General features: G+C 73.3%; 18 protein-coding genes. 12 read left to right on the top strand and 6 right to left on the bottom strand.

Annotation, left to right across the window (positions count from 1 at the left end):
- From OGL89_RS10220 to OGL89_RS10270, 11 genes are all read left to right on the top strand, one after another.
- The coding region (locus OGL89_RS10220; protein WP_276582288.1) for an ABC transporter ATP-binding protein at positions 1-1,542 on the top strand (1,542 nt) is incomplete at its 5' end.
- Positions 1,539-2,336 (top strand): energy-coupling factor transporter transmembrane component T, encoded by a 798-nt coding sequence (locus OGL89_RS10225; protein WP_263119959.1) that lies wholly within the window; start codon positions 1,539-1,541, stop codon positions 2,334-2,336. The genes OGL89_RS10220 and OGL89_RS10225, both read left to right, overlap by 4 nt.
- Positions 2,337-2,390: 54 nt before the next feature.
- Positions 2,391-2,834: a PPOX class F420-dependent oxidoreductase gene (locus OGL89_RS10230; RefSeq protein ID WP_263119961.1), complete on the top strand. Its 444-nt coding sequence runs from the start codon at positions 2,391-2,393 to the stop codon at positions 2,832-2,834.
- Complete coding sequence (locus OGL89_RS10235; RefSeq protein ID WP_263119963.1) at positions 2,831-3,298, top strand: ATP-binding protein; 468 nt, start codon at positions 2,831-2,833, stop codon at positions 3,296-3,298. The genes OGL89_RS10230 and OGL89_RS10235 overlap by 4 nt, the downstream gene beginning before the upstream one ends.
- Positions 3,299-3,448: 150 nt before the next feature.
- On the top strand, positions 3,449-5,458 hold the full coding sequence (locus OGL89_RS10240; RefSeq protein ID WP_263119965.1) for a beta-galactosidase: 2,010 nt from the start codon (positions 3,449-3,451) through the stop codon (positions 5,456-5,458).
- Between the two features lie 101 nt (positions 5,459-5,559).
- Positions 5,560-6,813: a maltose ABC transporter substrate-binding protein gene (locus OGL89_RS10245; RefSeq protein ID WP_263119967.1), complete on the top strand. Its 1,254-nt coding sequence runs from the start codon at positions 5,560-5,562 to the stop codon at positions 6,811-6,813.
- Between the two features lie 74 nt (positions 6,814-6,887).
- Positions 6,888-8,471, top strand: a complete 1,584-nt coding sequence (locus OGL89_RS10250; protein ID WP_263119969.1) for an ABC transporter permease subunit — start codon at positions 6,888-6,890, stop codon at positions 8,469-8,471.
- Entirely contained in the window at positions 8,471-9,319 is an 849-nt protein-coding gene (locus tag OGL89_RS10255; protein WP_263119971.1) for an ABC transporter permease subunit, read from the top strand. Before OGL89_RS10250 ends, OGL89_RS10255 begins: the two co-directional genes overlap by 1 nt.
- On the top strand, positions 9,319-11,913 hold the full coding sequence (locus tag OGL89_RS10260) for a glycosyl hydrolase 53 family protein (RefSeq protein ID WP_263119973.1): 2,595 nt from the start codon (positions 9,319-9,321) through the stop codon (positions 11,911-11,913). The genes OGL89_RS10255 and OGL89_RS10260 overlap by 1 nt, the downstream gene beginning before the upstream one ends.
- A gap of 108 nt (positions 11,914-12,021) precedes the next feature.
- Positions 12,022-13,035 carry a LacI family DNA-binding transcriptional regulator gene (locus OGL89_RS10265; RefSeq protein ID WP_263119975.1) on the top strand — a complete coding sequence of 338 codons (1,014 nt, stop codon included), beginning with the start codon at positions 12,022-12,024 and terminating at the stop codon, positions 13,033-13,035.
- Between the two features lie 52 nt (positions 13,036-13,087).
- Positions 13,088-14,119 carry a LacI family DNA-binding transcriptional regulator gene (locus OGL89_RS10270; RefSeq protein ID WP_263119977.1) on the top strand — a complete coding sequence of 344 codons (1,032 nt, stop codon included), beginning with the start codon at positions 13,088-13,090 and terminating at the stop codon, positions 14,117-14,119.
- 21 nt (positions 14,120-14,140) lie between these two features.
- Here OGL89_RS10270 and OGL89_RS10275 read toward each other — a convergent pair whose 3' ends face one another.
- The 4 genes from OGL89_RS10275 to OGL89_RS10290 all read right to left on the bottom strand — a co-directional run bounded on the left by OGL89_RS10275 (position 14,141) and on the right by OGL89_RS10290 (position 19,836).
- Positions 14,141-15,424 carry a hypothetical protein gene (locus tag OGL89_RS10275; RefSeq protein WP_263119979.1) on the bottom strand — a complete coding sequence of 428 codons (1,284 nt, stop codon included), beginning with the start codon at positions 15,422-15,424 and terminating at the stop codon, positions 14,141-14,143.
- A 3-nt stretch (positions 15,425-15,427) separates the two neighbouring features.
- On the bottom strand, positions 15,428-15,997 hold the full coding sequence (locus OGL89_RS10280) for a hypothetical protein (RefSeq protein ID WP_263119981.1): 570 nt from the start codon (positions 15,995-15,997) through the stop codon (positions 15,428-15,430).
- Positions 15,994-18,159 carry a hydantoinase/oxoprolinase family protein gene (locus tag OGL89_RS10285; protein WP_263119983.1) on the bottom strand — a complete coding sequence of 722 codons (2,166 nt, stop codon included), beginning with the start codon at positions 18,157-18,159 and terminating at the stop codon, positions 15,994-15,996. The genes OGL89_RS10280 and OGL89_RS10285 overlap by 4 nt, the downstream gene beginning before the upstream one ends.
- Before the next feature lie 69 nt (positions 18,160-18,228).
- Positions 18,229-19,836, bottom strand: coding sequence for an FAD-dependent oxidoreductase (locus tag OGL89_RS10290; protein ID WP_263119984.1), 1,608 nt, complete (start codon positions 19,834-19,836; stop codon positions 18,229-18,231).
- A 200-nt stretch (positions 19,837-20,036) separates the two neighbouring features.
- On the opposite strand from OGL89_RS10290, the gene OGL89_RS10295 reads away from it, so the two are divergent.
- Positions 20,037-21,656 carry a methyl-accepting chemotaxis protein gene (locus OGL89_RS10295; protein WP_263119986.1) on the top strand — a complete coding sequence of 540 codons (1,620 nt, stop codon included), beginning with the start codon at positions 20,037-20,039 and terminating at the stop codon, positions 21,654-21,656.
- Positions 21,657-21,826: 170 nt separating this feature from the next.
- On the opposite strand, the gene OGL89_RS10300 is transcribed toward OGL89_RS10295, so the two are convergent.
- Both OGL89_RS10300 and OGL89_RS10305 read right to left on the bottom strand, forming a co-directional pair.
- Positions 21,827-22,129 (bottom strand): hypothetical protein, encoded by a 303-nt coding sequence (locus OGL89_RS10300; protein WP_263119988.1) that lies wholly within the window; start codon positions 22,127-22,129, stop codon positions 21,827-21,829.
- Positions 22,130-22,153: 24 nt separating this feature from the next.
- A complete protein-coding gene (locus OGL89_RS10305) occupies positions 22,154-22,879 on the bottom strand; it encodes a YoaK family protein (RefSeq protein ID WP_263119990.1) in 726 nt (241 codons plus the stop codon).
- Positions 22,880-22,959: the final 80 nt, after the last annotated feature.

Consider the following 22,959-nt stretch of genomic DNA (forward strand, 5'->3'; position numbering starts at 1 on the left):
TTCTCCCGCGCGCTCGACCTGACCGGCCGGGTCGAGGTCGCGGGCCGGGACGTCACGGCGTGCGGGGTGGCCGACCGGTCCCGGTGGCTGGGTGTGGTGCCGCAGGACCCGGCGGCCGCGGTCTGCCTGACGCGGGTCGAGGACGAGGTGGCCCTCCCGCTGGAGAACCACGGCGTCGACCCCGCGGCGATCGGGCGGCGGGTCACGCAGGCCCTGACCGAGGCAGGGGTGAGCGCGCTGGCCGATCGTGCCACGGCGACCCTGTCCGGCGGAGAGCTGCAACGGGTCGCCCTCGCGGCCGCCCTGGCACCCGACCCCGAGGTGCTCCTGCTGGACGAACCCACCTCCATGCTGGACGCGGCCGGGGTGCGGACGGTCCGGGAGGCCCTCGCCGGGGTGGCAGCCGCCGGGGACCGCGCGGTGGTGGTGGTCGAGCACCGGTTGGACGAGCTCGCGGGGGAGAAGGGGGTCGACGGGTTGCCGGAGCGGGCGGTGGTGCTGGGCCCGGGCGGTGTCGTCACGGCGGCTGGAGCGACGGCCACGGTGCTGCGCGAGCACGCGGCGGAGCTGCACGCCGCTGGCTGCTGGCTGCCGCTCGAGGCGGAACTGCTGGCGGTGACCGGACATCCGGGCGGGCTGGGGTCGGCGGCGGTGCGCGGCTGGCTCCGGAATGCCGCGGTCGCGCCCGATGGTGCCGCGGAGCCGTCCACATCGGCACGGGGTCCAGCGGTGCTGACGGCGAGCGCCCTGTCGGTGGGGTACTCCGATCCCGCGCGGCGCCGACACCGGGGCGCACCCGACCCGGGGCGGCGCCGACGCCGGGGCGCACCCGACCCCGTGCCGGTACTCGCCGGGGTGGACCTGACGCTGCGGGCCGGGGAGGTGGTGGCGGTGCTCGGCGCGAACGGTGCGGGGAAGAGCACGCTGCTGCTCACTCTGGCCGGGCTGGTCCCGCCGCTGAGAGGTGCGATGCGGGGGCCTCGGCCGGGAATGGTCTTCCAGGACCCGGAGCACCAGTTCCTGACGCACCGGGTCCGGGACGAGCTGGCGGTCGGGGTGCCGGGCGGTCCGGAGGAGGTGGCGGCCCGGGTGCGGGAGCGGCTGCACACGCACCGGCTGGACCGGGTCGCGGACCGCGACCCGCACCGGCTGTCCGGCGGTGAGCAGCGCCGGTTGAGCCTGGCCGCGATGCTGATCCAGACCGACCGGCCGGTCCTGCTGGCCGACGAGCCGACGTTCGGGTTGGACCGCCGCGACACGATGACCACGGCCGCGACCGTCCGGGCCGAGGCGGACCGGGGACGCGCCGTCCTGTTCTCCAGCCACGACCTGCGGTTCGTCGCGACGGTCGCGGACCGGGTGCTGGTCCTGGCGGACGGTGCGCTGGCGGCCGACTTCCCCGTGGGGTGGCTCTGCCGTGATCCCGGGCTCCTGGGGCGCGCCGGGCTGGTACTCCCGCCGCTGGTGGACCGGGTGCTGACGGAGCACGGCCCCCGGGGCGGCGTACGGGTGCTCCGGCACCTGGCGGGGTGGGGCGGATGAGCGTCGTCGCAACGTCCTGGCTCGACTCGCCGCTGGGGCGCCGGGACCCCGCCGTGAAGCTCGCCGTACTGTTCCTGGTCTCGATCGGGCTGCTGTTCGTGCTGGACCCGGTGACCCCGGCGCTGGTCTACCTGCTGGGGCTGATCGGTGTCCGGGTGGCCGGGCGGATCCCGCCCGGCGTGCTGGTCCGCGCGCAGGTGCCGTTCCTGGGCTTCGCGCTCGGCGTGCTTGCGGTGAACGCGGTCAGCCGGCCCGGTGCGGTGCTGGCGGAGCTCGGACCGCTGCGGATCACCCAGGAGGGGGTCATGGTGGGCGTGGCGTTGGCGGCGCGCACGGCGGCCCTCGGCATCCTGGCCGTCGGGTTCGTGCTGAGCACCGACGCGGTCGCGCTGATCACCAGCCTGCACCGGCACGCCCGGCTCGGTGCCCGGCCGAGCTACGCGCTGCTGGCCGGGTACCGCCTGCTGGAGCAGCTGCCGCGGGAGTGGACCACGATCCGCCAGGCGCAGGCGGTCCGCGCACCGCTGCGGTCGAACGGCACCGTCCGGGGCGGACCCCGGGCCTGGGCATCGGCGGCCTTCACCCTGTTGGTGGTCGCGATCCGCCGCGGTGAGCGGATGGCCTGCTCGCTGGAGTCGCGGGGCCTCGGCTCCGGGCCGCGCACCGTGTGGCGCCCCGCCCGGATCGGCCGGGCGGACCTGGTGTGCGCGGCGACGGTGCTGGCGGTGTTCGGGGCGGTGGTCGGTGCCGCGGGCGCGCTCGGCCTGCTGCGCGGACCGGGGGCGCTGTTCTGACCCCGGGTGCATGCTCTCCTGGACAGCAGTCGTCCCGACCTCGGAGGTCAGCCCGTGCCCGCTCAGGATCCCGCCCCCTCCAGCCGCTCCGATGACTGGACCGTGATCGGCGCCGCCCGGTTCGTCTCGCTGACCACCTACCGCCGCAGCGGCGACCCGGTCGCGACGCCGGTGTGGATCGCGCCGGAGGGAGAAGCGCTGGTGGTGACCTCGGAGGCCGCGACCGGCAAGGTCCGGCGGCTGCGCCACGACTCCCGGGTCCGGCTGCGTCCCAGCGACCGGTTCGGGAAGGTCGACCCGGCGGCGGTCACGGTGGACGCGCACGCTGTCGTCGTCGGCCCGGACCGGGACCACCCGGGGGCGACCGCCGCCCTGCGCGCGAAGTACGGGGTGCAGGTGCCGCTGGTCCTGGGGCTCGAGCGGCTGGTACGGCGGGTCCAGCGCCGCTCGCCGGACCGGGTCATCCTCCAGATCACGCCGGGCGGGCCGACCGGGTGACCGCGGAGGTGGTCCTGGTCTGCGGACCGGCCGGTGCGGGGAAGTCCACCTGGGCCGCGCGGCTGGCCGCCGAGGGCTACCGATGGCTGTCCTTCGACCGGATCGCGTGGGAGCTGGGACACCGGGAACACCCGGTCCCGGACGAGGTCGCCGCCCGGGTGCACGAACTCATCCAGCAGCGCGTGCTCGCCGAGGTCGCAGCGGGCCACCCGGTGGTGGTGGACACCAGCTTCTGGTCGCGGGCCGGCCGGGACCGGTACCGGGAACTGCTCGCACCGGTGGGGGTCGTGCCCGTGGTGCACCACCTGCGCGCGCCAGAGGCGACGATGCGGGCGCGGGTGGCCGCACGGTCGGGGGAAGGCCCGGACGACGTGCGGGTGCCGGCCGAGCGGATGACGGCGTACCTGGACGGGTTCGAGGTGCCCACGCCGGACGAGGGCCCGGTCCGGGTGATCGAGACCTGATCCCACCTCGGACGACCCCGGGGCGGCCGCGCTGATACCTGTCCCGTGCACGGTCACAGTCGCATAACGAACAGAACCCGCCACTTCCCATCAGACTCGCATCCCCGCGTACTGTGACCGTGCACAGCATCGCAAGGGAGCGACCCACGTATGAGCACGTTCACCTGGCCGACCGCAGGCATCTCCTACGGCGGCGACTACAACCCCGAGCAGTGGCCGCGTCCGGTCTGGGACGAGGACGTCGCGCTGATGCGCGAGGCAGGAGTGACGCTGGTCAGCGTCGGGATCTTCTCCTGGGCGCTGCTGGAGCCCCGAGAGGACGAGTACGACTTCGGCTGGCTGGACGACGTGCTGGACCTGCTGCACCGGAACGGGATCGCGGTGGACCTGGGCACGCCGACCGCGTCGCCGCCGGCCTGGTTCTACGACGCGTACCCGGACTCCCGGGTGGTCACCCGGGACGGCACCGCGCTGGGATTCGGATCGCGGGGCATGGTGTCGCCGAGCTCGGTGGAGTACCGGGCCGCGGCGACCAGGATCGCATCGGCACTGGCCGAGCGGTACGCGACGCACCCGGCCGTGGTGCTGTGGCACGTGCACAACGAGTACGGCGCGCCGGTCGGGGAGGACTTCTCCGCCCAGTCGGTCGCCGCGTTCCGGGAGTGGCTGCGCGGGCGGTACGGATCGCTGGACGCGCTGAACGCGGCCTGGGGCACGGCGTTCTGGGGCCAGCACTACCGGGAGTGGGCGCACGTCGGGGCCCCGGCGGCCACCGCGTCGACGCCGAACCCGGCGCAGCAGCTGGACTTCGCACGGTTCACCGACCACCAGCTGCGGGCCTGCTTCATCGCCGAGCGGGACGCGATCCGGGCGCACGCGACGCAGCCGATCACCACCAACTTCATGGCGCACCAGTCCTGGAACACCGACCTGTGGCAGTGGGCCCGGGAGGTGGACCTGGTCTCGGACGACCACTACCTGTGGTCGCCGGACCCGGAGGCGCACGTGGCGCTGGCGCTGTCCGCGGACCTGACCCGGTCGGTGGCGCGCGGCAAACCGTGGGTGCTGATGGAGCACTCGACCTCGGCGGTGAACTGGCAGGGCCACAACATCGCCAAACGGCCGGGGGAGATGCACCGCAACGCGCTCACCCACCTGGGCCGGGGCGCGGACGGCATCCTGTTCTTCCAGTGGCGGGCGTCGCGGTCGGGGGCGGAGAAGTTCCACTCGGCGATGCTGCCGCACGCCGGCACCGGCTCCCGGGTGTTCCGGGAGGTCGTCGAGCTCGGGCACAGGATCGGTGCGCTGGCCGAGGTCGCCGGGTCCCGGGTGCGGGCGGACGTCGCGGTGCTCTACGACTGGGAGTCGCTGTGGGCCCAGGAGCTGGAGTGGCGGCCGTCGGACGCCCTCGGTTTCCGGGAGCGGATGCGGACCTACTACGAGCGGCTGTGGCGGGACGGCGTGACCGTCGACTTCGCGCACCCCGAGGACGACCTGTCCGGCTACCGCCTGGTCGTCGCACCGGCGTCGTACCTGGTGACCGCCGCGGCGGGCAAGAACCTGACCGACTACGTGGCCCAGGGCGGGACGCTGCTGGTGTCCTGCTTCGCCGGGGTGGTGGACGAGCACGACGCGGTGCACGCGGGCGGCTTCGGGGCGCCGCTGCGGGACGTGCTGGGCACGGCGGTGGAGGAGTTCCTCCCGGTCCGGGCGGCGGACGTCACGACGGTCGACCTGGACGGCACGGCGATCCCGACCGGCGTCTGGGCGGAGCAACTCGTGCTCGACGGTGCGCAGGTCCGGGGCGTCTACCGCGGCGGCCCCGCGGACGGCGCCGCGGCGATCACCCGGAACGGGCACGGCACGGGGACCGGCTGGTACGTCAGCACCGCGCTGGGCGTCGAGGCGCTGGCCCCGGTGCTCGCGCAGGTGTACGCGGACGCCGGGATCACCCCGTCGGGCCGGCCGGAGGGGCTGGAGGTCGTCACCCGGCACGGCGCGGAGCACGACTACCTGGTGGCGGTGAACCACCGGGACGAGGACGTGGATCTGGAGGTCACCGGCACTGAGCTGTTCTCCGGCGAGGAGGCCGGCGGCTCGTACCGGATCGGCGGGGGCGGGGTCGCGGTGTTCCGCACCCCGGTGGGAGGTGATCACTGACCCACCCCCGCAGCAGTGCCGCGGGACGAGGACGTCCCGCATCACCCACGGGTCGCAAGGACGCGATCAGGCGCCACGACCCTGTCGAAAGGACAGAGCACATGCGTAGGAATCTGGCAGTGGGCGTCGCCGCGGTGGCGACGATGGCGCTCCTGGCCGCGTGCGGCGGAGGCGGCGGGGACACCCCGGCGGCGGAGTCGACCGGCAGCGGCGGAGCGGACGGCTCCGGCGCGGAGCTGGTGATCTGGTCGGACGCGGAGCGGGCCGAGGCGATCAAGAACGCGGCCGCCGACTTCGAGGCGGACACCGGCGCGACGGTGACGATCGTGCAGAAGAACTTCGAGGACCTGCGGGCGGACTTCCTGTCCCAGGTGCCCACCGGCGAGGGCCCGGACATCACGGTCGGCGCGCACGACTGGCTGGGCGAGTTCGTGGAGTCCGGCGTGGTGGACACCCTGGACCTGGGCAGCCGGGCGGCCGACTTCGAGCCGGTGACCCTGGACGCGTTCACCTACGACGGCCAGCTGTACGCGCTGCCCTACGCGCAGGAGTCGGTGGCGCTGATCCAGAACGTCGACCTGGTGGGGGACACCGCCCCGACCACCTGGGACGAGATGATCCAGATGGCGACCGACGCGGGCTTCGGCGACCGGCCGTTCATCCTCTACACCAACGGCGCCGAGGGTGACATGTACACCTCCTACGCGTTCCAGACGTCCTTCGGGGCGCCGGTGTTCGTGCAGGACGACGACGGCTCGTACACCAGCGAGGTCGGGATGGCCGGCGACGCCGGTCTGGCCTACGCGCAGTGGATCCACGACAACGGCGCCGCGGGCACCGGGTACTTCACCGACACGGTCGACTACGACATCGGCAACGAGCTGTTCTCGACCGGGCAGTCGCCGTTCATCGTGCAGGGTCCGTGGACCATCCCGACCTACCAGGACGCCGGGATCGACGTCGCGGTGAACCCGATCCCGTCCGCCGGTGGCGAGACCGCCGCGCCGTTCGTCGGCGTGCAGGGCTTCTACCTGTCGGCGCAGTCGCAGAACGCGCTGCTGGCCAACGAGTTCCTGGCGAACTACGTGGCCACCGACGACGCGCAGCAGGCGCTCTACGACGCGGACCCGCGCATCCCGGCGCTGACCGCGGTGGCGGAGCAGGAGGCGGACGACCCGATCATCGCGGGCTTCATCGCCTCGGCGCAGAACGGCGTCCCGATGCCGAACATCCCGGAGATGGGCTCGGTCTGGGAGTTCTGGAACGCGGCGCAGATCGCGCTGATCAAGGGCGACGACCCGCAGACGACCTGGACCGGAGCGGTGTCCAGCATCGAGTCCGCGATCGGCGGCTGATCCACCCGGGCGGGGCGCGTCACCCGCGCCCCGCCCGGCCCCGTCGTCGTCCCCGAACCGAGGAGTCCCCTGTGATGTCCGAAGCCCCACCCCGCGAGTCGCACGCCAGGTCCTGGCGCGGGCTCGGTGGCGGGTTCGTGGCCAAGCTGCTGCTGATGATGCTGGTCAACGCGGCCGGGATCGCTGCGATCCTGTCGGCCCACGCCGCGCAGGCCTGGGTGATCCTGGGTGTGCTGGTGGCCGGCCTCGTGGTCGCCGACTGGATCTACTTCAGCAAGCGCGCGGTCCCGTTGAAGTACCTGTTCCCCGGTCTGGTGTTCCTGGCCGTGTTCCAGATGTTCACGCTGCTCTACACCGGCTACGTGGCCTTCACGAACTACGGCACCGGGCACCTGGGATCGATGCAGCAGGCGGTGGACGCCGCGCTGATCCAGGACGAGCGGCCGGTCGAGGACTCGCCGCAGTACCCGCTGTCGGTGGTCCGGGACGGCGATCTGCTGGGCTTCGCGATCACCGACGACGCGGACACCGTGCAGGTCGGCACCGCCGAGGACCCGCTCGCCGAGGTCGACGGGGCGACGATCGGTGACAACGGGTCGCCCTCCGCGGTCCCCGGCTGGGAGGTGGTGCCGCGGGCCGAGCTGTTCACGGACACCGACCTGCAGCAGCGCGTGGTCGAACTGCGGGTGCCGATCTCCGACGACGCCGAGGACGGGTCGCTGCGCACCCGGGAGGGGTCGACCGGCGGGGTGTACACCTCCCGGCTGGTCTGGGACCCGGCGGAGCAGACCATCACCAACACCGAGACCGGCGTGGTCTACAGCCCCAGCGACCGGGGCAGCTTCGTCAGCCCGGACGGCGACCGGCTGGCGGCCGGGTGGTACGTCTCCGTCGGCTTCGACAACTTCGTCCGGGCGTTCACCGACGCGACCTACGCCGGGCCGCTGCTGAAGGTGACCGGCTGGACGTTCGCCTTCGCGATCCTGACCGTGCTGACCAGCTTCGGCCTGGGACTGCTGTTCGCGCTGATCTACAACGACCAGCGGGTCCGGGGCCGCAAGGTGCTGCGGACGCTGTTCATCCTGCCGTACGCCTTCCCGGCGTTCATGTCCGCGCTGCTGTGGCGGGGCATGCTCAACTCCGAGTTCGGCGTGATCAACGAGTGGTTCTTCCTCGGCTCCGACATCGGCTGGCTCAGCGATCCGTGGCTGGCCAAGATCGCGATCCTCTGGGTCAACCTCTGGCTCAGCTACCCGTACTGGTTCCTGGTGACCACCGGCGCGCTGCAGGCGCTGCCCGCCGACGTGATGGAGGCCGCCCGGGTCGACGGCGCGGGGCGCTGGCGGCAGTTCCGGTCGATCACGCTGCCGATGCTGCTGGTGTCGACCGCGCCGCTGGCGATTGCCTCGTTCGCGTTCAACTTCAACAACTTCACGATCATCTACATGCTCACCGGCGGCGGCCCGGCGTTCAGCGGGTCGAGTACGCCGATGGGGTCGACGGACATCCTGATCTCCGCGATCTACCAGATCTCCGGGGTCTCGGGCGGACGGGCCGACTACGGCCTCGCGAGCGCCCTGTCCATCGTGGTCTTCATCGTGATCGGCGTGATCTCCGCGCTGGCCTTCCGCCGCACCCGCAAGCTCGAGGAGATGTGATGGGCACCCGTCGTTGGTGGGCCGAGGTCGGCTGGAAGTACCCGGTCGGCGCGGTCATCGTGTTCTACGCGATCTTCCCGCTGGTCTACGCGCTGTCCGCGGCGCTGGACCCGCGCGGCTCCCTGGCCGGATCGAGCCGTCTGTTCAGCTCGATCGGGCTGGACAACTTCAGCGCGCTGAGCGACACCATGTTCTGGACCTGGGTCACCAACACACTGGTGATCGGCGGTGCGGCCGCGGTGGGCGCCGTGATGATGGGCGCGGCGGCGGCCTACGCGTTCAGCCGGTTCCGGTTCAGGGGTCGGCGGGTGTCGCTGACCACCCTGCTGATCATCCAGATGTTCCCGCAGACCGTCGCGTTCGTGGCGGTGTTCCTCCTGCTGATCGCGCTGGGCAACGTGGTGCCCGCCCTGGGTGTGAACTCCCGGCTGGCGTTGATCTGCGTGTACCTCGGCGGGGCGCTCGGGGCGAACACCTTCCTGATGTACGGCTTCTTCAACTCGGTGCCGCGGGAGATCGACGAGGCCGCGACCATCGACGGCGCCAGCCACGCCCAGATCTACTGGCGGCTGATCATGCCGCTGGTCACGCCGATCCTGGCGGTGGTCGCGCTGCTCGCGTTCATCGCGGCCTTCGGCGACTTCATCCTGGCCAGGATCGTGCTGACCTCCGAGGAGAACTGGACCCTCGCGGTCGGGATGTACCAGTGGGTCTCCAACCAGCTGACCTCGCGCTGGGGGCTGTTCGCCGCCGGCGCGGTGATCGGGTCGATCCCGGTCCTGGCCCTGTTCCTGTCGTTGCAGCGCTACATCGTCGGCGGTCTGTCGGCGGGATCGGTGAAGGGCTGATGCGCACTCTCGTGGTGGGAATCCTGGCAGGCGCTCTGGCGCTGGGCGCGGTCCCGGCGGCGGCCGAGGACGGGCCGGTGGACGCGGGGATCACCGTGGCCAAGGTCGAGGGGATGGGCGAGGACTGGATCAACGGGGTGGACGTGTCCACCGTGCTGTCCCTGGAGGCGTCCGGGGTGGTGTTCCGGGATGAGCAGGGACAGCCCGCGGACCTGTTCGAGGTGCTCGCCGACCACGGGGTGAACTGGGCCCGGATCCGGGTCTGGAACGACCCCTTCACCGCGGACGGCCAGGGCTACGGCGGCGGCAACGTGGACGCCGCGCGGGCGGTGCAGATCGGCCAGCGGGCGACCGCCGCCGGGATGCAGGTGCTGGTCGACTTCCACTACTCCGACTTCTGGGCGCACCCGGGGCAGCAGAAGGCCCCGCGTGCCTGGCAGGGCATGGACCTGCCCACCAAGGTCGGCGCCCTGCACGACTACACCGCCGACACCCTGGCCGCGATGGCGGCCGCCGGGGTGGACGTCGGCATGGTGCAGATCGGCAACGAGACCACCAGCGGCGACCTCGCCGGGTCGACCGGCTGGGACACCACCGCACAGCTGTTCCAGGCCGGGTCCGCCGCGGTCCGGGAGACGCTGGGGACCGCGGTCAAGGTGGCCGTGCACTTCACCAACCCGGAGCGGGCCGGGCAGTACCTGGCGGCGGCGCAGGCACTGGCGGACCGCGGGGTCGACTACGACGTCTTCCTGTCCAGCTACTACCCGTTCTGGCACGGCACCCCGGAGAACCTGACCGCGGTGCTGGACCAGGTCGCGACCACCTTCGGCAAGGACGTCGCGGTGGCCGAGACGTCCTGGGCGTACACACTCGCCGACGGCGACGGCTACCCCAACGTGATCCGCACCGAGCCGGCCGCCTACCCGGCGACGGTCCAGGGCCAGGCGACCGCGATCCGGGACGTGATGCAGGCGGTGGCGAACGTCTCCGGCGGGCACGGCCTGGGCACCTTCTACTGGGAGCCGGCCTGGCTGCCGGTCGGGCCCGCGGACCAGGCGGAGGCGAACCGGGTGCTCTGGGAACGGGACGGTTCCGGCTGGGCCAGTCCGGCGTCCCAGGAGTTCTACGACCCGACCGGTGCGCTCGGCGGCGAGTGGGCGGACGACTTCGGCGGGTCGGGCTGGGACAACCAGGCGCTGTTCGACGCCCAGGGGAACCCGCTGGAGTCCCTGCGGGTCTACCAGTACGCGGTGACCGGCTCCGTCGCGCCCCGGCAGGTCGACGCGGTGACGAACCCGCAGCTCACGGTGGTCGACGGTGAGCCGATCGCCCTGCCGGAGACGGTCCGGGTCAGCTACAACGACGGCTCCGCCGAGGACCAGCCGGTGACCTGGCACGGGAACACCGCGTGGATCCTGGGCGCCGGGACCTACCGGGTGTCCGGGACGACGTCGGGCGGGCACGCCACCGTCGCCACGGTGACCGTGCTGTCGTCGGCGGACCAGGGCGCGAACCTGGTGCTGAACCCGGGCTTCGAGGACGGGGTCGCGCCCTGGACCGGGATCGGCACCGGGTACACGATCGGCGCCACCGACGACCCGTACCAGGGCAGCCGCTCGACGCACTTCTGGGCGGGCAGCGCGTACTCCTTCACCGTGGAGCAGACCGTGACCGGGGTGCCCGCCGGGCAGTACCGGCTGTCGGCCCGGGTGCAGGGTGACGGCTCCGGGGCGGACGACGTCACCCGGATCACGGCCAGCTCGGGGATCTCCAGCGTGTCCGCCGACTTCCGGCTGAGCGGGTATGCCAACTGGCAGCAGCCGCAGACCGCGCCCCTGAGCGTGGCCGCGGACGGCGTGGTCGTGGTGTCGGCGTCCTTCGAGCTGAGCGCCGGTGCGTGGGGGACGCTGGACCAGATCGAGCTGGTCGCGGTGCCGACGACGGTCGCGGGGGACACGACCGAGCTGGCGTCGCTGGTCGCCGAGGCGGCAGCGATCGACCGCACGGCGTACACCGCGTCGTCGCTGGCGGTGCTGGACGCGGCCGTGCAGCGCGCGCAGTTCGTGCTCGACGCGCCCGCGCCGGGGCAGGCGGCGGTGGACGGGGCGGTCGCGGAGCTGCGGGCGGGACTGGACGGTCTGGTGACGGGCGGGACGACCCCTGGCTCCGGCACCCCTGCACCGGGGACCCCGGTCACCGAGGCACCCGTCGCCGCGCCGAGCCTCACGCTCTCCGCCTCGACCGTCCGCCCGGGCGGGACCGTCACCGCGACCCTGGCCGACGTCCCCGGCGACCGGGCCGAGGTCGGCATCGCGTCGGTGTACCGGCGGCTGGCGGGCGTGACCCTGGTCGACGGTGCGGCGACGGTCGTGGTGACCGTGCCTGCCGCGACCACCCCGGGGGTGCATCACCTCCAGGTCCGGGACGCCACCGGCGCGCTGCTCGCGGAGGCGCCGCTCAGGGTGCTGGACCCCGGCTCCCTGGCCACGACCGGTGCGGCTCCGGGACCCCTGCTGATCCTGGCGGGTGCCCTGGTCGGTGCCGGGGTCCTGATCCTCGGCACCCGGGCGCTGCGGGCCCGGCGGCGGCCCTGAGTCGTGCCGGGCGCGATGCCGCTGACACCCCTCGACCCGGTGGACCGGGACGGATCCGCACCCGCGGATCGGCCCGCGGAGCGGTCCCCGGGCCGTAGGGTCAGGCCCGTGGACACCTCGACCGGTCGCCGCCGACCCACCATCCGTGACGTCGCGGCGGTGGCCGGAGTGTCCCGGGGCACCGTGTCCCGGGTGCTGAACGGCGGGCATTGGGTGTCGCCGGAGGCCGAGCAGGCGGTGCGGGACGCGATCCGGTCCACCGGGTACTCCGCGAACCAGCACGCGCGCAGCCTGGTCACCGGGCGGTCGAACTCGGTGGCGTTCCTGCTCACCGAGCCGCAGCACCTGCTGTTCGAGGACCCGACGTTCTCGATCCTGCTCCGGTCGGCCGCGGAGGCGCTGTCGGCCCGGGAGATGCCGCTGCTGCTGATGGTGGCCGGTGCCCCGCAGGAGCGCCGGCGGATCACCGACTACGTCGCGGCGGGGCACGTGGACGGCGTGCTGCTGATCTCCTCGCACCACGGCAACCCGGTGGTGGGCGACCTGCTGCGGCAGGGTGTGCCGACCATCGCCTGTGGAGAACCCCTGGGCTACGAGGACCGGATCGGCTGGGTGTCGGCGGACGACTCCGGCGGTGCCCGGACCATGACCGAGCACCTGCTGTCCCGCGGGCGGTCCCGGGTGGCCACCATCACCGGCCCCCAGGACACCCCGGGCGGCCTCCGGCGACTGGCCGGGTACCGGGAGGCGCTGGGCGATCGCTTCGACCCGGAGCTGGTGGAGCACGGCGACTACACCCGGGCGGGCGGCCAGGTCGCGATGCAGGCGCTGCTGGCCCGGCGGCCGGAGCTGGACGCGGTGTTCGTCGCCTCGGACCTGATGGCGGCCGGCGCGCTGGTCGCCCTGCGGGAGGCCGGCCGGTCGGTGCCGGGGGACGTGGCGGTGGGCGGATTCGACGACTCCGGACTGGCGGCGACGCTGGAGCCGCCGTTGACCACGATGCGCCAGCCGTTCGAGCGGATCGCCGCGGAGATGGTCCGCCTGCTGCTGGAGGTCGTCGAGGGATCGGATCCGGCCCGGATCACGCTGCCGACGGCGCTGGTGGAGCGCGGCACGACCTGACAGGCTGTCCTCGCCGCGGTCATGCGTATGAGCGCGGGGGAGGAGAGCCGCGATGCCGCGCACCAGTTCCGGCCGGGTCACCCAGCGCCGGATCGCCGAGCTGGCCGGGGTCAGCCAGGCCACGGTGTCCCTGGTGCTCAACGAGCGCACCGGTCCGGGCCGGATCCCGCCGGAGACCCGGGACCGGGTGCTGCGGGTGATCCAGGAGACCCAGTACGTGGCCGACCCCTCGGCGCGGCGGCTGGCCGGGATGGACAACCGGATCATCGGGGTCTTCACCTACGAGCCCGCGTTCCCGACCGGCAGCCAGGACTTCTACGCGCCGCTGCTCACCGGGATCGAGGCCGAGGCCGAACGCGCCGGCTGCGACCTGATGCTGTTCACCAGCGCGCCGGTGCGGGACGGCCGGCGGCGGATCTTCGACGGCCCGACCCGGCTGCGGCTGGCCGACGGGGTGCTGCTGCTCGGGCTCACCATGGACGCGGCCGAACTGGGCCGGCTGGTGGACGGGGGATTCCGGGTGGTCGCGGTCGGACGCCGGGACGCCCCGGAGATCCCGTACGTGGGGATCGACTACGTCTCCGCGACCCGCGACCTGGTCGGCGGGGCGGTTGAGCAGGGCCACCGCCGGGTGCTGTTCCTGCACCTGCCGCCCGGTGGCGAGTCGGTGCGCGACCGGCTGACCGGGGTGCGCACCGGAGCGGCCGGTGCGCATCTGGTGGAGGTCGAGGCCGGACCGGGGCAGGTCGAGGCGGCGTGGTCCGCGGTCGAGGAGCACGCGCCGACCCTGGTCGTCGTCGAGGACGCCGGGCTGGCCGCCGCGGTGCTGGACCGGGCCCGGGCGGCCGGGTTGCGGGTGCCCGGGCGGCTCAGCGTGGTCGCGCTCGGCGCCCCGGGGCGGGCGGAGCCGGGTCCGGACGAGCTGACCCGGCTGGACCCGCCCCGGACGGAGCTGGGCCGGCGGTCGCTGGCCCTGCTCGCCCGGCTGCTGTCCGCCGACGACCGTCCGGCGGCCGACGAGCTGCGCACCCTGCTGGACTGCCCGGTGATCGCGGGGGCGACCCTGGCGCCGCCCGCCCGGTGAGGGGCGGGCGGCGCCAGGGGCTCACAGGTAGAGCAGCGCCGAGGTGGTGATGCCGCCGATGGCCACCACCCAGACGTACGGCAGGGTCCGCACCAGCACCTGCTGCGGCTTCACCCCGGAGTACTGCGCCGCCCACACCGTCTGGGTGCTGGTCGGGTCGGAGACGCCGAACACCTGGTTGTAGGAGGTCATCAGGCCGAGCACCGCCATCGCCGGGTAGACCCCGATCGCGGTCATCGCCCCGGCGATCCCGGCGCCGAGCCCGAACAGGTTCAACGGCCCGCGGTACAGGCACAGCGGCACCAGTGCGGAGAAGACCACCACGTAGAGCACCGGGTTGGTCGGGGTGACCCCCTCCACGATCGGGGTGAGCGCACCCACCGCGCCGGGCAGGTTCACCGCGGCGAGCAGCATGCCGATCGCGATGAACAGCGTGATCGGCGGGGCCGCGACCGTGAAGCCGTCGTAGAGCGAGCGCAGCAGGCGGGTCGCCATCTGGCTCGGGCGGGTGGTGGTGACCACGGCGTAGACCACACCGGCCAGCAGCGACGGGATGATCGGGACCAGGAACACCAGGGCCAGCACGATCGGCACCAGCGGGGTGAGCAGGGAGAACCAGGGCGCGTCGCCCAGGCGTCGGCGACGCGACGGGGCCCGGGTGGACAGCGCGGCCATCGACCACTCGTGCACCGGCCCGCGCCGCCGCGACTCGACCAGCACGTAGGCGATCGCCGCCACGGCCGCGAACGGGAACAGGTAGAGCATGAACGACCGCACGTGCGGCACCGGGATGTTCAGCGCGGTGGAGAAGAACTGCCAGACCGGCAGCTCGAAGGGCACGCCCGCGCCGATCCCCATCAGGATGGTCCCGGCCGCGGTGACCTTGGGGATGCCGACCGCGATCATGGCCGGGATGCCGATCACCCCGGCCAACAGTGCGGCGGGCGCCGACCCGGTGACCGATCCGCACAGCGCCGAGACCAGCAGGATGCCCAGCGCGACGACCACCGGGCGGTCCCCGGCGAACTCGACGGTCTTGCGGACCAGGGTGCTGGCGATGGCGGTCTCCCGGAGCAGGGAGCCGAGCCAGGAGCCGAGCAGCACCGCGATCATGGTGGACGCGAGTTTCACCGCGCCCTCCTGGTACACCGTGGTGAGCAGGCTGTTCTCCGCGCCGGACAGCGAGGCGCCGGCGACCAGGGCGATCGCGGTGGCCAGCAGGGCGAGGGCGAAGGCGGTCGGCAGTTTGCCGGTGAAGATCAGGACGACCCCCACCACCATGATGCCGATGATGACGAATCCCACGGGTCAGTCCTCCTCGATGGCGGCCATCGCCGCCGCGGTGATCAGCAGGGGGGAACGGGGCAGTCCGAGCACCGCTCCGGCGTAGGCGTGTGCGGCGAGCTCGTCGGCCCCGGCGATGAACGCCCACCGGGTCCAGTGGCCCAGACGCAGGGCGGGCACCCCGACCGCGGTCCGCAGCTCGGCGGCGTGCCGGTGGGTGATCCGCTCGTGGGCGCGCTCGTGCAGGACCGCCGCGGCGCGGACCGTGCCGGGCGGGAACCAGTCCGACCAGCCGAGCCGGTCCACCACCGTCTCGCAGTGCTCGACCGCGGCGCTGAACAGCTCGATCCGGCCCCGGCGCGGCAGGTAGCGCGCGACCAGGGACAGGTCGCCGCCCGCCCGCTCGACCACGGTGGCGCCGTCGACCGGGTCGCTGTGATCGGCGGCCAGCTCCGCACCGAACCGCTGGGCGGCGGCGCTGATCCGCCGGAGCTGGTCGTCGTCGCGGCCCTCGTTGGTCGGCGTCCCGCGCAACAGCCGGACGCCGAGCTCGATGTCGTCGACCGCGGACAGCCGGCGCAGGGTGCGGGTCATGCCCGGCGCTCCAGCACCGCGACCAGGTCCTCGCGCCGGTCCCGGCCCTCCAGCTCGGAACGGGCCAGCGCGATCAGCGAGGACTCGTCCAGCACGCCGGACAGGTCGGAGATCCGGGGGCCGACCAGCAGGTGCAGGGCGGGTGCCCGACTCCCGCCGTCGCCGTAGCTGGTCAGGTCCGCGACCGCCCGGGGCAGCATCGTGCCGCCGTCGCCGACCGTGCCCTGCTCGACCCGGGCGTCCGGCGAGGCGAAGCGCACCACCCCGTCCCGGTCGAGCACCCGGACCGGCTGCTCGGGACCGCCGCCGAGCCGCCACCAGGGCCGTCGTCGTCGCGCTCCGTAGACCAGATGCGCGTCGGTGCTGGCCAGGACGTGGGCCTCCTCGGGCGGCACCCGCAGACTGCGGGCGGCCACCCGGTGCAGCTCCTCGTCGGAGATCCGGCTCGACCGGTCCTGGGTGCGCAGCTCGGTGGCGCCGGAGGCGACCGCGCGGACCGTGTTCGACTGCGGGTCGACCGTGACGTCCACCGTGACCTCGTGCGGGTCGGCGCCCTGGGCGATCACCGCCTGCTCGGCCTCCCGGCGCACGCCGAGGATCTGCTCGTCGGTCGCCCCGGGGATCACCCGCTCGACCTGCTCGCGGATCAGCGCCAGCGCGACGCCGATCGGACTGATCACCTCGGCGTGCTCGGCGATCCGCCACTCCAGCTCTCCGGCGCGGCCCGCGAACGGCGTCACCGCCGCGGCGCCGCCACCGCCGCCGACCAGCACCACCTGGTCCCGAGGGAGCCGGTAGTCCTTGATCAGGGTCCGGACCATGTCGAGCACCGGTGCGGTGCCGGCGGTCAGCACCCGGGTGGCGGCTTCCTGCACACCGATCCCGAGGGCCTCTGCCAGGGGCGTGAGCGCCAGGACGGCCACCTCCCGGTCGGCGTGCGCGTAGTCCTGCTCGCCGACCAGTCCGAGTGCGTTCGCCGCGCAGGTCATCGTCAGCGCGAACCGGCCACCCGGCCCATCCAGCACCAGGTAGTCCGAGGGGTCGCCGGACACCGGGGTGATCGTGTCCAGCCGGGCACCCGCCAGATCGGCCGTGGTGGCGAAGCAGGCGTACGGCAGCCCCGCGATGTGCGCGCTGCGCGGCCCGACGCCCACGACGGTGCGCGCGCCCAGGTCGGCGCGGATCATCGACCCGCCGCCGACCCCGACCGTGCGCACGTCCAGCGCGGACAGGAAGGTCGAGCTGCCGCCGAACGCGGTGTACTGCACGGCGACCCGGCCGTTGCGGATCACCGAGATGTCGGTGGAGGTGCCACCGGTCTCCAGGAAGATCCCGTCGGTGACCTTCTCCTGCATCAGCGCCCCCGCGACCCCCGCGGCGGGACCGGAGAGCACGGTGAGCAGCGGGCGGCGGCGCATCTCGTCCAGGCTCATCACCCCGCCGTCGCAGCGCATCACCATCAGCGGCGCGGTGATCCCGGCCCGGGCGATGGAGTCCGCGACCAGATCGGCGGTCGCGAACATCCGGGGCAGGATCACCGCATTCAGCACCGCGGTCCGGGTGCGCTTGCTCAGGCCGTACAGCGAGGAGATCTCGTGCCCGGCGGTGACCAGGAACCCGCGGTCCCGGCCGGCGCCGGCGACCAGGTCCTCGCCCTCGGTGACGTCCACCGAGAACGGCTCGCTGACCACCACCGACCGGATGCCCGCGGCCTCGAACCCGTCCAGCACGGCGCCGACGGCGGCCGGGTCGTGCGGATCGCGGACGTGCGCGTACTCCACCGGCAGGTGCTTGCCGGGGGCGATCTCGATCTTCCGGAGACCCGCCAGCCGCTTGGTGAAGGCCGCCGACGCTCCGGTGCCGATCCCGATCAGCCCCACCGGCGCGACGTCGCCCTCCAGCAGGGCGTTGGTCGCCTGGGTGGTGCCGTGCGCCAGGAACACCACGTCCTGCGCGCTGCGGCCGACCTGCTCCAGCAGCCGGTGCAGGGCGGTGACGATGCCGTGCGCCACCCCGTCCGGATGGTCGTGGCTGGTCGGGGTCTTCGCCTGCCCGACCAGTTGCAGGGTGGCCGCGTCGATCGCGACCGCGTCGGTGAAGGTGCCGCCGACGTCGATGCCGACCCGGAGCCTGCCCGGTCCGCTCACGTCCTGGTGTGCCACCACGTTCGTCTCTCCTCCTCGGCGGGGTTGCCGCCGGTCGTGTGCCGGATCGCCGTCGACCCGGGTCGTTCAGTAGCCCTGCACCTCGGGCCAGTGCCGCTCGACGCCCTGCGCGTCCAGCACGGCGGCGAAGTCGGCGAACCGGTCCGGGTCGGCCTGCACCTCGCGCGGGGTGAGGCCGCGTCCCAGGCAGTGCGCCGCCAGTGCGCCGGCCACCTCGCCGACGTTCCACTCCACCGGGTGCAGCCGGTAGCAGCCGTTGGTGATGTGGGTGGTGCCGATGTTCTTCCCGGCGGGCAGCAGGTTGGTCACCCGGACCGGCACCAGGGCGCCGAGCGGGATCTCGAACGGGACGCTGGCCACGTCGATGTAGTGGTCCCCGGCGGTGGACGGGTGCAGGTCGATCCGGTAGCTGCCCACCCCGACCGAGTCCGGGTAGCGGGTCCGGCCGGTGCCGCCCACGATCGCGGCCGAGACGTGCTGTTCGATCACGGTGGTCACCGCGCGGATCCGCCGGGACTCCCGGACGTAGGCGGCCTTGGCCAGGCCGTCGGCGCTGCCGGTGACGTCCGGGCGCAGTCGCAGCCCCGGGAAGCCGGTTCCGCCGTCCGGCCGCGGGGCCTCGGTCTGCAGCCAGTACAGGACGGACAGCGACAGCTGGCGGGCCTCGGCGAGGGCGTGGTCGCGGGTGGCGTCGTCCACCCCGACCAGCGGGGTGAGCCAGTAGTCGTTCAGCGGCCAGTTGACCAGGCAGATGTCCGAGGCGAACGCGCCGTCGGCGAACAGCTTGCGGGCCAGGATCCGGCGGAAGCCCCACAGCTCCTTGTCCCCGGCGTCGGCGCTCTGGTCGGCGCTGACCGCCAGCGGATCCTGGTCGGGATTCGGCTCGAAGCTGCGAGTGCCCGCCTCCAGGGTGCGCGGGTCGGGGGCGGTGAGGCTGAGCAGCGGTCCGGTCCAGAACTCCGGGGCGTAGGAGCGCCAGAAGTCGTAGCGCTCGGGGCGGGGGATGGTGTGGTCCTCGCCCGCGTGGTGCGACACCGCGAAGCAGAACGTGATGCCCTGCTGGTTCAGCGGGTCGGCCTGCTCCGGCGCGTGCGGCTCGCCGTGCTCGGCCCGGGACTCGGCGCCGGTGACGTGCTCGACGCCGCCCAGGGCCAGCAGCTCGCCGGTCTCGGTCGCGTCCAGCACGTAGCCGCCGGTCAGGGTGTGGGTCACGCCGTCGCGGTCGGCCACGGTGACCGCGGCGCAGGTGTCGCCGTCCATCGTCACGGCGACCGGGCGGTGCTCGGTCAGCACGGTCAGCAGTCCGGCGCTGCGGTAGGGGGCCAGCAGCTGGTCGATCACCGCCACCGCGACCCGGGGCTCGTGGCAGAGCTTGCTGACCCGTCCGGCGCCGGGATTGAGCCGCGGGTCGGCGGCGGCCTCGGGGCGCAGCGGGTAGTGCCGGCGGTAGTAGTCGCGGATGCCGTCCCGCAGCGACCGGTAGGCGGCGGTCACCCCGAACTGCTCCACCCACGGGTGCTCGTCCGGCGGCACCGCCTGGGACGTGAGCTGCCCGCCGAGCCAGTCGGTCTCCTCGGTGAGGACCACGCGCCGTCCGGCCCGGCAGACCGCCAGGGCCGCGGCGACCCCGCCGAGCCCACCCCCGATGATGACGACGTCCGTGCTGGCTGCCATGGATGACTCCTCGATCGCTGACGCTGGCGACGGCAGTGCACGCACACCCCGTCGTGTGGGCGGGCGGCCGCTGGGGCCGCCCGTTGCCCTGGACCGTAGGGAGTTATGCGTATTAGCACAACACTTCGCCCTCGATTTTCCTTTCAGGCCGGGGCACTCGGCCGATTGCCTGGGATGCAGGGGACTGACTGGAGGACGTCATGGTCGAGGCACGCGCGGGTCGCCGTCGTTGGGCTGGGGTGCGGGTCAAGGTGCTCGGTGTGGCCGCGGTGGGTGCCGCGACCGCCGTGCTGGTCGGTCTGGGCTCCCAGGTCGTGCTCGGCCACGTGGTCTCGGCGAACGACCAGCTGGCTCGGCTGCAGGAGCTCTCCACCGAGGTGGGCGAGATCCGCACGATGAACTCCGACGTCTCGGGCTGGCAGACCGCCTACGCGTGGGACACCCGCAAGATCGGCGGGCCCGAGGCGGTCAGCGACGACAACCCGAACCGTGCCGGGTTCCTGACCTCCCAGCAGCAGTTGGAGACCGCTCTGGCCGCGGTCGACCCCGAGCAGCTGACCACGGACGAGGCCGCCACCTTCGCCGAGATCGAGTCGCTGTGGCAGGACTTCTTCGCGATGGACGATCAGGTGGTCGCGACGTACCGGAGCGGTGACCTGGACGCGGGTGACGCCCTGGTGGTCGGGGACGCCTACGACATCTACTACGCGCTGGGCGACGACACGACCACGCTGCTCGACTCGCTGCGCGACCGGACCGTGCAGGCCACCGAGGACGCGGTCTCTGCGGCGGCCACCGGCCGGATCGTGGTCCTGGGGCTGCTGGTGGTCGGCGCGGCGATCGCGCTGGCGCTGGGCCTGCGGGTCGCCGGGTCGATGGCGAAGGCCGCCGGCCGGGTGCGGTCGACCGCCGAGGCGATGGCGACCGGTGACCTGACCCAGGTGCCCGACGTGCACAGCCGCGACGAGCTGGGCGAGATGGCGACCGCGCTCGCCAGCGCGCAGCAGAGCTTGCGCGGCACCATGGCCGGGGTGGTGCAGACCGCGCAGGCGGTGGCGGCCGCCGCGGAGGAGCTGTCCGCCGCGAGCGGGCAGGTCGCAGCCGGCTCGGACCAGACCTCGGCGCAGGCCGGGGTGGTCGCCGCCGCCGCCGAGCAGGTCTCCCGCAACGTGCAGACCGTCGCCGCGGGCGCCGAGCAGATGGGCGCCTCCATCCGGGAGATCGCGCAGAACGCCTCCCAGGCCGCGAAGGTGGCCGGTCAGGCCACCGATGCCGCCGCCGCCACCAACGACCAGGTCGCCAAGCTCGGCGAGTCGTCGGTCGAGATCGGCAACGTGGTGAAGGTGATCACCAGTATCGCGGAGCAGACCAACCTGCTGGCGCTGAACGCGACCATCGAGGCGGCGCGTGCGGGGGAGGCCGGGAAGGGCTTCGCCGTGGTGGCCGGTGAGGTCAAGGAGCTCGCGCAGGAGACCGCCAAGGCCACCGAGGACATCGCCCGCCGGGTGGAGACCATCCAGGGGGACACCTCCGGCGCGGTCACCGCCATCGGCGAGATCGCGACGATCATCGCCTCGATCAACGACTACCAGCTGACCATCGCCTCCGCGGTGGAGGAGCAGACCGCCACCACCACGGAGATGTCCCGGTCGGTGGCCGAAGCCGCGACCGGATCGGGCGAGATCGCGGTGAACATCACCGGAGTGGCCTCGGCCTCCGCGCAGTCCAGCGAGACTCTCGGCCAGATGGGTGACGCGGTGCGTGAACTGGCCCGGATGAGCGAGAACCTCCGGGGTCAGGTCTCGGCCTTCCGCTACTGACCGGCCGGACTCGCGACCCGGGACGACTGCGGGCGATCACCGCGAGGTCGGCGACTCGGCCGGGCCCGCGCGAGTTCGGTACATCGGCCGCGAGTTCGGTCACCCGGGTACCGAACTCGGCACGGATGTACCGAACTCGGGGTGGGCCGAGGCAGGGCGTGCCCGACCGGTCAGGCCAGGACGTCGAGCGTGCTTTCGGGTTCGCGGGTCGTCGGGGTCCGGGTCGGCTCGGCGGCCTTCTTCTCCTGGGCCAGGCGTGCCGCGGCCTGCTGCACGGCGAGCTGGGCCAGTTCCACCGCCTGCTGATCGGCCTTGAGCTGGTCCTCGCCGGCACCGCCCAGACCGTCCTGGGTGAGCTTCTGCTGCGCCTGGGCCAGGGCCTTCACGGCACGGTCGTAGGCGATCTGGGCGGGGGAGCCGCTGGTCACGGCGGCGCTGCCACCGGTGCTGCGGCTGATCGAGAGACCTGACATGTCAGGACCATCGGCAGCGAGCGGTCAGACTCGCACCGTTTCACCCGACCGGGCGACCCGGACACTCACCCGGTCGGCGGCGGTCCGGTAGCTGTGGGTCTCGATCGCGACCAGCACACCGACCAGCACCAGAGCGGCCAGCACGGTCGCGTGGGTGCCGAGCGCGCCGGGGGAGCTGACCAGGGCGCCGATCGCCGCACCGCCCGCGAAGGCCAGCACGATCAGCGTCAGCCGGGCCGCCACCACGCGCTGCGCGGGGTTGTAGCCGCTCAGCCACTCGTAGGCGGCGGTCACCAGGGTGCGCAGGTTCCCGGTGGTCATGGTGGTGCTGTAGCTCGTCTCCCGGACCAGCCGGAACGTCGTCACCTGCAGGGCCGCGGCGAACGCCACCGCGACGGTGGTCCAGGCCGACGGCGCGGTCCCGGGCAGCGCGGCGACCACGAGCATGATCGCGATCTCCAGGCCGAGCACGATCCGGGTCGGGTCCTGGAACCCGCGCAGCCCACGGTGCGCCGCCAGCCACTCGGCGGCCACCAGGCCGAGCACGAACGCCCCGATGATCGGCAGGTAGCGACCCGCCTCCGCCCACCGGCCGTGCGCCACGTCGATCGCCACGAACACCACGTTGCCGGTCTGCGCGTTGGCGAACACGCCGTGGTGCGCGACATAGGTGTAGGCGTCCAGGAAACCGCCGACCACCGCGAGGGCGGCGCCGGTGGCGGGGTGTTCGGGGCGGGTGCGGACCTTCACCGTGGACCTTCCGTGGGGGCGGGTGCAGCAGTCATTCTCGCGCAGTCATCCCATGACCGGGCCACCGAAGGTCCTGACTG

This window comes from Cellulomonas sp. RIT-PI-Y (assembly GCF_025642745.1).
In the GTDB taxonomy this organism is placed as follows: Bacteria; Actinomycetota; Actinomycetes; order Actinomycetales; family Cellulomonadaceae; genus Cellulomonas.